The 10332-nt window shown below is 61.5% G+C and carries 8 protein-coding genes and 1 pseudogene; 7 read left to right on the forward strand and 2 right to left on the reverse strand.

Annotated elements, in window-relative coordinates; all coding sequences use genetic code 11:
* Nucleotides 1–144 precede the first annotated feature (144 nt).
* Both fabI and BM216_RS08180 read left to right on the forward strand, forming a co-directional pair.
* A complete protein-coding gene (gene fabI / locus BM216_RS08175; protein ID WP_092997714.1) occupies nucleotides 145–963 on the forward strand; it encodes an enoyl-ACP reductase FabI in 819 nt (272 codons plus the stop codon).
* Nucleotides 964–978: 15 nt separating this feature from the next.
* A complete protein-coding gene (locus tag BM216_RS08180; RefSeq protein ID WP_092997717.1) occupies nucleotides 979–1566 on the forward strand; it encodes a histidine phosphatase family protein in 588 nt (195 codons plus the stop codon).
* A gap of 6 nt (nucleotides 1567–1572) precedes the next feature.
* Here the strand turns inward: BM216_RS08180 and BM216_RS08185 are convergent, their stop codons facing one another.
* Both BM216_RS08185 and BM216_RS08190 read right to left on the reverse strand, forming a co-directional pair.
* Nucleotides 1573–1836, reverse strand: a complete 264-nt coding sequence (locus tag BM216_RS08185; protein ID WP_092997720.1) for a DUF1344 domain-containing protein — start codon at nucleotides 1834–1836, stop codon at nucleotides 1573–1575.
* Between the two features lie 447 nt (nucleotides 1837–2283).
* A complete protein-coding gene (locus BM216_RS08190) occupies nucleotides 2284–3345 on the reverse strand; it encodes an NAD(P)H-dependent flavin oxidoreductase (protein WP_092997723.1) in 1062 nt (353 codons plus the stop codon).
* A gap of 256 nt (nucleotides 3346–3601) precedes the next feature.
* On the opposite strand from BM216_RS08190, the gene aroC reads away from it, so the two are divergent.
* The 5 genes and pseudogenes from aroC (at nucleotide 3602) to BM216_RS08215 (ending at nucleotide 10321) form a co-directional block, all read left to right on the forward strand.
* Entirely contained in the window at nucleotides 3602–4699 is a 1098-nt protein-coding gene (gene aroC, locus BM216_RS08195) for a chorismate synthase (RefSeq protein WP_092997726.1), read from the forward strand.
* Nucleotides 4700–4710: 11 nt separating this feature from the next.
* On the forward strand, nucleotides 4711–5811 hold the full coding sequence (gene ribB, locus BM216_RS08200; RefSeq protein ID WP_092998482.1) for a 3,4-dihydroxy-2-butanone-4-phosphate synthase: 1101 nt from the start codon (nucleotides 4711–4713) through the stop codon (nucleotides 5809–5811).
* 226 nt (nucleotides 5812–6037) lie between these two features.
* Complete coding sequence (locus BM216_RS08205; RefSeq protein WP_092998484.1) at nucleotides 6038–6322, forward strand: DUF3175 domain-containing protein; 285 nt, start codon at nucleotides 6038–6040, stop codon at nucleotides 6320–6322.
* 61 nt (nucleotides 6323–6383) lie between these two features.
* Nucleotides 6384–6902 (forward strand): annotated as a pseudogene (locus tag BM216_RS08210) (cupin).
* Nucleotides 6903–7066: 164 nt separating this feature from the next.
* A complete protein-coding gene (locus tag BM216_RS08215; protein WP_092997729.1) occupies nucleotides 7067–10321 on the forward strand; it encodes a maltotransferase domain-containing protein in 3255 nt (1084 codons plus the stop codon).
* Nucleotides 10322–10332 lie beyond the last annotated feature (11 nt).

Raw genomic sequence — 10332 nt, forward strand, 5'->3', positions numbered from 1 at the left:
CTTGACGGATTCCACTGCCGCGCACCCATTGTTACATTTCCTAACAGGAGATGATCTGCAGCCAGCTTGAACCCCGGTTCCGCCTATGCCATAGGCAGCATTCAAGTTTTGGCGGTTTCCCGCCCGTTCATTCAGGGGACAAGTATGGTTCAGGCATCTGGCCTCATGGCAGGCAAGCGCGGGCTCATCATGGGCGTCGCGAACAATCGCTCCATCGCATGGGGCATTGCCAAGGCCATCGTCGAACACGGCGGAGAAGTGGCGTTCACCTATCAGGGCGATGCACTGAAGAAGCGCGTCGAGCCGCTCGCAGCCGAACTCGGCGCCTTCATGGCCGGCCACTGTGACGTCGGCGACGAAGCCACGATCGACGAAGTCTTCGGCAATATCGAGAAGCACTGGGGCAAGATCGACTTCATCGTCCACGCCATCGGCTTTTCTGACAAAGACGAGCTGACCGGACGTTATGTCGATACGTCCGCCGACAACTTCGCCAAAACGATGCAGATCTCGGTCTATTCCTTCACCTCGGTTGCCCGTCGCGCCGAGAAGCTGATGACCGATGGCGGTTCGATGCTGACGCTGACCTATTACGGTGCAGAGAAGGTCATGCCGAACTACAACGTCATGGGCGTTGCCAAGGCAGCCCTCGAAGCCAGCGTCAAGTACCTGGCCGTTGACCTCGGCCCGAAGAACATCCGCGTCAACGCGATTTCTGCCGGCCCGATCAAGACGCTTGCCGCGTCCGGCATCGGCGACTTCCGCTACATCCTCAAGTGGAACGAGTATAACGCACCGCTGCGTCGTACCGTCACGATCGAGGAAGTAGGCGATGTCGGCCTCTATCTCCTGTCGGACCTGTCGCGTTCGGTCACCGGCGAAACCCACCATGCGGACAGCGGCTACCATGTCGTCGGCATGAAGGCCGTCGACGCGCCGGATATCTCCGTCATCAAGGACTGACCCGGAAAGGTTGCCGTGCTCATCTATGTGATCCGCCACGGCCAGACGGACTGGAATGCCGAAGGCCGGCTTCAGGGCCAGAAGGACATCCCCATCAATGCGCTCGGCCAGGCGCAGGCGACCCGGAACGGCGAAGCCCTGCGCGAGATCATCGGGGCTGCCGACGGATATGATTTCGTCGCCAGCCCGCTTGGCCGCACGCGCGAAACGATGGAGCGGATCAGAACTGCCATGGGGCTGGACCCCAAGGCATACCGGCTCGACGACCGGCTGAAGGAACTCTCCTTCGGCGACTGGGAAGGCTTTACCACCGCTGAAATCAAGGCAACCGATCGCGAGCGAATTCGCGAACGGTCACGGCAGAAATGGGGTTTCATCCCGCCGGGCGAAGACGCCGAGAGCTACGAGATCCTGTCCTGGCGCGTCGGGGCATGGCTTTCCTCCGTCAACCAGCCCACCGTCTGCGTCAGCCATGGCGGCGTCGTGCGCTCGCTTTTCCGCATTGTCGGGAATGTCGATGAGGACGAAGCGTCCAACATGCCGATCCATCAGGACCGGATCGTCAGGATCGATACCGGGACGAACCAGATCGGCTGGATTTAAGACGCCTTAGCTCTGGACGATTTCGAGGTCGTCCACCATCCGGCTGTCATCGACCATGGTGTAGAAAACCAGCACTTTAACGCCGGCCTTCAATCCTTCGAAATTGAATTCCTCAGGAACCTTGTAGGTCTTGCCGTCATCGAGCGTCAGACTCAGCGCATTGACGTCGACCGCCTTGATCGTCGCCTCAATGTCCGCACTCTGCGCCCAGGAATTGAGCGGGGAGAAGATGCTGGCAGTGGCCAGCAGGGTGGCGATGAGGATACGCATTGTTAGAGGCCTTTGACGAGGTCCGGTGATGTTTCGTTTCGATGCAAAATTAGCCTGCCGAATGTGGCGGAATTTGCTCGCGATCATGGCAATTTACGTGCAATTTTATACGTTTATATTAACAAAGTTTATCTTGTTTCTCCGCATGGCTCCCGGCATTCGACCGCCGCAAGTCGATTCCAAGCAAAAATCTGCAAACTGAACGCAAACACAACGATCATGTATTTCGATCGCCGCATTTCCGGCGAAGAAAAACAGTATATCCCCTGTCACAACCGTTAACACGGGCCATATTTTCAGTTCTTCGTCGCCGGTTTTCGAAATTGCACTTTACAATGGGTAAAAGGCGCCGGCACGAACGGCTCCCGCTCGAAAACTCATCGCAGGAGAGCGGTGGAAATATGACTGCGGCTTCCCCCTTTGCAGGGAGAGCCTTCTTCCATAGCCTCACGCCCATTCGACAGGCGTCAGCCTCCCGACCAGTTGTGATGCTGTGATCGGTCCGTACGGCCGAATGCCCTGCCCTGCCCATACCGGTGCCAGATCGCTGGAGCCGGACTGGGCCGCGTCCCTGACCAGCGGCGCGATCAGATTCATCGCCAGGGGAAAATTCGCGACCTCGTTTTCATGCATCCCGAGTTCCCGGGTGAAACGATTGGCGACGACACGCGCCGGCCGACCGGAAAACGCGGAGGTCATGACCGTATCCTCGCCCGTGGACTGCTGGAGCGCCCTCAGGTAGCCGGGCCGCATCGATGCTTCCGTGCAGCACAGGAAAGCGGTTCCGACCTGCACAGCCTCCGCGCCCAGGGCGAGTGCCGCCCTGACCCCGCGTATGTCGCCGATCCCGCCCGCCGCCACGACCGGCAGGCGGATCGCGTCGACGATCTGAGGCACGAGCGTGAACGTGCCACGCTGCCGGCTCTCGCTGCCGGCCAGGAAATGGCCGCGATGGCCGCCGGCTTCCATGCCCTGCGCGATAACCACGTCACAACCGTGCGCTTCCAGCCAGACAGCCTCCGTCACCGTCGTGGCCGATGCCATGACAAGCGCCCCTGCCTTTTTGACCCGCATCAGGAGGTCGGCATCCGGCAGCCCGAAATGAAACGACACGACCCTGGGGCGGATCCGTTCGACGGCTGAACATTGCGCCTCACCGAAACCTTCCACCGGGGAAGTCGGCAACGCTATATCTTCCGCGTCGAGTTGCAGCTCTTCGAAATAAGGCTGCAGCCTTTGCCGCCACGCGCGCTCGGCAACCGCGTCGCGAACCGGCGCGGCATGGCTGAAGAAATTGATGCCGAAGGGGCGATTGGTCCGCGAACGGATGGCTCCATTGTCGCGCTCGATCTCCTCCATGGAATGAGGGGCCGCCGCGACGATGCCGAGCCCGCCTGCTTCGCAGACGGCGATCACCATGTCCGGAAACGCAAATCCGGCCATGGGTGCTTGGATGACCGGCGAGGCCATGCCCAGAACCGAAAGTAGCTGCCCGCGCTCGATCGCCATGATTGCTCCTTTAAGCCGGCCATGCCGAGACACCGTATCTCGACCAGAACGCGAAAATCCTGTCCCGCTTCTGTTTCACATCCGTGCCGCAAGCCACCTGACGCGTTACCGCTGCAACTTCAGACTTGGTGCGAGCGTAGGGAGATGACGGCGCGTCTGCGCCGACCGAGACAAAAGGCTTTCCACTTGGCTAGGTTTTCTAATAAGACAGGGCCGCTTTGAGGCGGGAACGGATCCCGCCCTTCGGCGGGGTATCATGTCGCAAAATACGTTCGGTCATCTTTTCCGTGTCACGACCTGGGGCGAAAGCCACGGTCCAGCCCTCGGCTGCGTCGTCGACGGCTGCCCTCCCGGGCTTCGCTTCACGCTTGCCGAAATCCAGGCCTGGATGGACAAGCGCAAGCCCGGCCAATCGCGCTTCGTCACGCAGCGCCGCGAAGACGATATCGCCAAGGTTCTGTCCGGCGTGATGCTGGACGAGGACGGTGAGACGATGATCTCGACCGGCACGCCGATTTCCATGCTGATCGAAAATACCGACCAGCGTTCCAAGGATTACGGCGAGATTGCCCGCCGCTACCGCCCCGGCCATGCCGATTATACCTATGACCTGAAATACGGCATCCGCGACTATCGCGGCGGCGGGCGTTCGTCCGCGCGCGAGACGGCGGCGCGCGTTGCCGCCGGCGCGCTTGCCCGCAAGGTCGTGCCCGGCGTCACCGTGCGCGGTGCGCTGGTGCAGATCGGCAAGCACAAGATCAACCGCGCCAACTGGGACTGGGCGCAAGTCGACCAGAACCCGTTCTTCTGCCCGGACCCGGAAATGGTGCCGGTCTGGGAAGAGTATCTCGACGGCATCCGCAAGGCGGGCTCGTCGATCGGCGCCGTCGTCGAGGTGATTGCCGAAGGCGTGCCGGCCGGCCTCGGCGCCCCCATCTATTCCAAGCTCGACCAGGACATCGCCTCTCTGCTGATGTCGATCAATGCCGTGAAGGGCGTAGAGATCGGCGAGGGCTTTGCATCGGCGGAACTCACCGGCGAGGAGAATGCCGACGAGATGCGCATGGGCAATAACGGCCAGCCGATCTTCCTCTCCAACCACGCGGGCGGGATCCTCGGCGGTATTTCGACCGGCCAGCCGCTCGTTGCGCGCTTCGCCATCAAGCCGACCTCGTCCATTCTCACCGAACGCCAGTCGATCGATGCCGATGGCCACAATGTCGATGTGCGCACCAAGGGCCGCCACGACCCCTGCGTCGGCATTCGCGCCGTGCCGATCGGCGAAGCCATGATCGCCTGCGCGATCGCCGACCATTATCTGCGGGATCGCGGGCAGACGGGTAAAACACGCTAAGGATGTTCAGCATGGCCTATGATCAGAAGCGCGTCGTCGACGCCATAAGAGCCTTCGAGGCCGGCGAGATCGTCGTCGTCACCGATGATGACGACCGCGAGAACGAGGGCGACCTGATCGTTGCCGCCGTCCATTGCACGCCGGAAAAGATGGCCTTCATCGTGCGCCACACATCCGGCATCGTCTGCGCGCCCATGCCGCGCGAGGAAGCCAAGCGCCTGAACCTCAACGCCATGGTGGCGGAGAACGACAGCGCGCACACGACGGCGTTTACCGTCAGCGTCGACTTCAAGCACGGCACGACGACCGGCATTTCCGCCGACGACCGCAACCTGACCGTCCGCAACCTTGCCAATCCGAATGTCGGCGCGGCGGATTTCGTCCGTCCCGGCCACATCTTTCCGCTGATTTCCCGCGAGGGCGGCGTGCTGATGCGTTCCGGCCATACGGAAGCGGCAACCGACCTCTGCAAGCTTGCCAACCTGCCGCTGATCGGCGTCATCTCCGAACTCGTCAACGACGACGGGACGGTGATGCGCGGCCAGCAGGTCGCCGATTTCGCAGTCAAGCACCAGCTGAAGCAGCTCTCCGTCGCCGATCTGATCGCATACCGGCAGCGCAAGGAAACTCTGATCGAGCTTAAGTCCTCGTTCAACGTCACGACCCCGGTCGGCCCGGCAAAGGCACATGCCTATTCGCTGCCCTGGGACCCGATGCAGCATGTGGCGGTGATCTTCGGCGACATCCGCGACGGCGTCGACATTCCGGTCCGCCTGCACCTGGAAAATGTCGCACAGGACGTGTTCGGCACGACCCGTTCCGTCGAGCGCTACATGGACATGATCGAGAAGGAAGGCCGCGGCGTCATCATCTATCTGCGCGAAGGTTCTGTCGGCGTCGGCCAGACGGATACCGGCCGCAAGGTGCGCGCGGGGCAGGAAAGCCACGCAGAAGCACAGGCTCGTGAAAGCGAATGGCTGGAAATCGGCCTCGGCGCGCAGATCCTGAAGGATCTCGGCGTCTCCTCGATCAAGCTGCTGACCCGCAGCGAGCGCCACTATGTCGGCCTCGAAGGTTTCGGCATCAAGATCGCCGAGACGGTGATCTGCTGATCCTGTAATTCACGCGGCCGCCAAGACCCATCCTCAAATCGTCGCCTGCAGTCAGGCGGCGATTTTTCGTTTGTGGCGGCAGTCATGCCCACGCCTCGACATCAGCCCTTGATGAGGCAGGCTGCCAATCTTCCTCACGGAATCGACTGATCTTGTGCCTCCCAATCGGGAACTCCGACCCCCGATAATGGTTTGCTTCCCGACGAACCTTGAGGAAGGCAAGCCGATGGCTTCGAAGAGATGGTCCCAGGATGTGACCAAGCACAGTGACGCGATGGATCTGGAGGACGGGGTCTTCAGGCAACGCAGCGCCAGGAAGATCGCAGCGTCCCTCAAGCGCTCCGCAGAGGCAAGCCACAGGCGCAAGGCGTCGCCTTTCCAGTCAGCCATGTCGATGCTGAATTTCTACATCAACCGCGCCGGAGATCAGCTCTCGAAATCGCGCCGCGCGACGCTGGAAAAGGCCAAGGACGAATTGCGGAAGGATTTCGGCCGTGAACCGAAGCATTAAGATCACGCCGCCCTCCCTCGATCCGGCGACGCCCGCCGTCGATACGACCATCGAGACCATCATGTTCGAGGCGAGCGAATGGGTGCCCAATCACCCGCATCTGCCGGTACTCTTCTATCGCAACGCCATTGCCGTCGAGGGCGAGATGGCACCGAAATTCGAAGTGGCGTTCGGCGAGAACGGTTGGGAAGGAACGTGGCGCAACGGCGTGTTCGACTACCAGCATTATCACACCGGCGCCCACGAGGTTCTGGGTATCGCAGGCGGCAAGGCTTTGTTGCTGATCGGTGGTCCCGGTGGCGCCGAACTCAGCGTCCATGCGGGCGATTGCCTCGTCCTACCGGCAGGTACCGGGCACATGCGTCTCGATGCCAGCCGTGACTTCCTTGTGGTCGGTGCCTATCCGCCCGGCCAGCATGCTGACATATGAACGGGTCCGGCGAGCGAAGAGCAGTTGGCCATGATCGCCGGACTTCCACTTCCGGCCACCGATCCACTGCAGGGTCGAGACGGTGCACTGCTGCGTCACTGGCATCGACGGCCAGCAACGCCTGAGCCTCACTTAAAAAGACAGGCCTAAAGCAACTACGGATTGCTTTTCCGCATCAATGATTTCGCGGCCACGCATATCCCCGCGCATCTATACGGCTGCGTGATCGGAACAATTTTATCGGAACCCCTCAGCCTTTCCTGCCGTTAGATCGGGAAGTCTTCGTCCCCGCAAGACACGGCAAGGAAGAACCGATGAACACGCGCCCGCAGTTTACCGCCTCCACGTCGCTTGCGGATCTTCCGCCACAGATCTATTATGTCCATCCACTCGCCCTGCACGGAAAAGATGCATGGGAGGAGGTCTTCGCCCATGCGCAGGATCTCGGCTTCGGCACAATTCTCTCAGCACCACTTTTCGAACGCGGCACCGGCGCCAGCATCTTCACGACCCGCAATTTCGATCGGCTGGATCCGGCGCTCGGACTTGGCGACGATCCGATGAAGGCGATTGCCGAACTCACGGAGATGGCGCGTGGGTATGAGCTTAAATTCATGCTCGATCTCGTCATCGATCAGGTCGCGGTCGACCGGGAGCATGCCCCGCCGGTCGCCGCCGACCCACGCCTGAAGCCGCAGTTGAACGGCGCGCGGAAAATCGACTTTATGACCGAGGCGAGGCATATCGAAGGCTGGCGGCAGCGGCTTGCATCGCTGGTGGAAACCGGCGTCGCCGGCTTCCGCTGCGTTGGTATCGGACGCGTCGCACCCGAAGCATGGTACGACCTGATCACCGCCACACGCCGGAGGAAACCGGACACGATTTTCGTCGCCTGGACGCCGGGCAGCGCGTTTGCCGACCGCAAGGCGCTGAAGGGCAGTGGCATGGACGGCAGCTTCTCGTCGCTCGCCTGGTGGGACATGGAAGAGCGCTGGATCATGGACGAGTACCAGATCCAGCGGGACCTCGGTTATCAGATCGCCTTTCCCGAAGCGCCGTTCGGCAAGCGTATCGCCCATGGCACCGATGGCTGCGAGGTGCTGAAGCGCAAGGCGGTGCGGGCGCTGAAACTCGCCTCCACCTTCACCAGCGGGCTGATGATCCCGATGGGGTTCGAATATGGCGTGTCGCTGCCGCTCGATCCGCTGAATGGTGATGGCGCCGGACTGCGCGGGCTGAGAGACCAGGGGTCGTACGACCTCTCCGCCGATATTCGTGAGATCAACGGCGCAACCAACAAGACGGCCGCGGGTTTCGCGCGCCGCCCGCTAAAACTCGTTTCCGCCAGCCAGGGTCCCGTCGTTGGCCTGTTCCAGACGGATCAGGAGGACAGCAGAGCGTCGGAAAAGATGCGCGTCGTGCTTCTGAACCGCGACTTGCGGAAAGTGGCTCCGGCGCCGTTCAATTTGCTGCGCGAGGCCGCCTCCCCCTTTCTGCCGCTGCTGGCGCCAGAGAACGAGACGGAAGTGTTCGACGCCAGACTTAAGCTCAAGCCGGGGGAGATCCGCGTCTTCGAGGGCTATGTTTCGGAGCCGATCGTCGATGCCGTGCCGGTCCCCAGCGCCAGCGAGGCCGCAGCGACACCACGGCTAGCAATCGAGAAAATCACGCCGGCCGTCGACGAGGGCCGCTTCGTGGTCAAGCGTGTGGTCGGCGAGGTACTGAAGGTCGAGGCCGATATCTTCGGTGACGGGCATGATCCGCTCGCCGCCGCGCTGCTCTACCGCTGCGCAGACGATAAGGACTGGCAGGAAGTGCCGATGCAGCTCGTCCTGAACGACCGCTGGCAGGCGGAGTTTCCGCTGAAGCGCATGGGCCGGCACGAATTTGTGGTCGAGGGCTGGAAGAATCCGTTCCAGATCTTCCGCTACGAATTCACCAAGAAGCACGAGGCGGGCCTCGATCTCAGGCTGGAGATCCAAGAGGGCATCAATCTGGTGCTAGACGCGCTCGACCATGCCTCGGGCGAGATCAAGCCGAAGCTGCAGAAGCTCTTCGATCGTTTGACCGCCGAGCAGGACAAGCAGCGCATCGAGACGCTGCTTTTGGCCGACACGAACGAGCTGATGGTGAAGGCCGACCGCCGGCCGCACCGGGTGCGTTCGCAGGTCATTCCCGTCGATGCGGAGCGGACGGCGGCCAGTTTCGCCAGCTGGTACCAGGTCTTTCCGCGCTCGCAGAGCGGTGATCCGAACCGCCACGGCACGTTCGACGATGTGATCGGTCGCCTGCCTGCGATCCGCGAGATGGGCTTCGATGTCCTGTATTTTCCGCCGATACATCCGATCGGCAAGACCAACCGCAAGGGCAAGAACAACACGCTGACGCCCGGCCCCAACGATCCCGGCAGTCCTTATGCGATCGGCTCGCCGGAAGGCGGACATGACGAGATCCATCCGGAGCTCGGCACATTCGCGGATTTCCGCAGGCTGGTGGATGCGGCTGAGGAGCATGGGCTGGAGATCGCGCTCGATCTCGCCATCCAGGCCTCGCCCGACCACCCGTGGCTCAAATCCCATCCCGGCTGGTTCGACTGGCGGCCGGACGGGACGATCCGCTATGCAGAAAACCCGCCGAAGAAATACGAGGATATCGTCAACGTCGATTTCTACGCCTGCGAGGCCGTGCCTTCGCTATGGATCGAGCTGCGGGACGTGGTGCAGAAATGGGTCGATAACGGCGTCAAACTGTTCCGGGTCGACAATCCGCACACCAAGCCTTTTCCATTCTGGGAATGGCTGATTGCGGATATCCGCGGGCGCCATCCCGACGTGGTCTTCCTGTCGGAAGCCTTTACCAAGCCGAAGGTCATGTACCGGCTGGCCAAGGTCGGTTTCTCGCAGTCCTATACCTATTTCACCTGGCGCAATGCCAAGTGGGAACTCGAGCAGTATATGCGCGAGATCACCACCGAAGAGCCGAAGGAATTCTTCCGGCCGCATTTCTTCGTCAACACCCACGACATCAACCCGGACTTCCTGCAGAACGCGCCGCGTCCCGCCTATCTGATCCGTGCCGCGCTTGCTGCGACGCTGTCGGGGCTCTGGGGCGTCTATAACGGTTTTGAACTCTGCGAAGGTCGACCGGATGCCAAGCGCAAGGAATATGCGGATTCGGAGAAATACGAGATCCGCGCCTGGGACTATGATCGCCCCGGCAACATCAAGGGCGAGATCGCGCTTTTGAACCGTATTCGCCGCGAGAACCCGGCGCTGCATTCCCATCTCGGCCTGCAGCTGCTGACTGCATGGAACGAAAACATCATGTTCTTCGAGAAGGCGAGCGCGGGGCGCGAGAACGTGCTCCTGATCGCGGTCAATCTCGATCCCCACAACGCGCAGGAAGCGGATGTCGAGATTCCGCTCTGGTCGTGGAACCTTCCGGACCACGGCGCACTTGATCTCGAAGACCTGATTGCAGGCAACCGGTTCACCTGGACAGGAAAGATCCAGCGCCTGCGGCTCGATCCGCAGGCAGGACTGCCGTTTGCGATCTGGCGCGTGCGATAAAGGGAGGAATG

The organism is Rhizobium sp. NFR07 (genome assembly GCF_900111905.1).
GTDB lineage: Bacteria > Pseudomonadota > Alphaproteobacteria > Rhizobiales > Rhizobiaceae > Neorhizobium.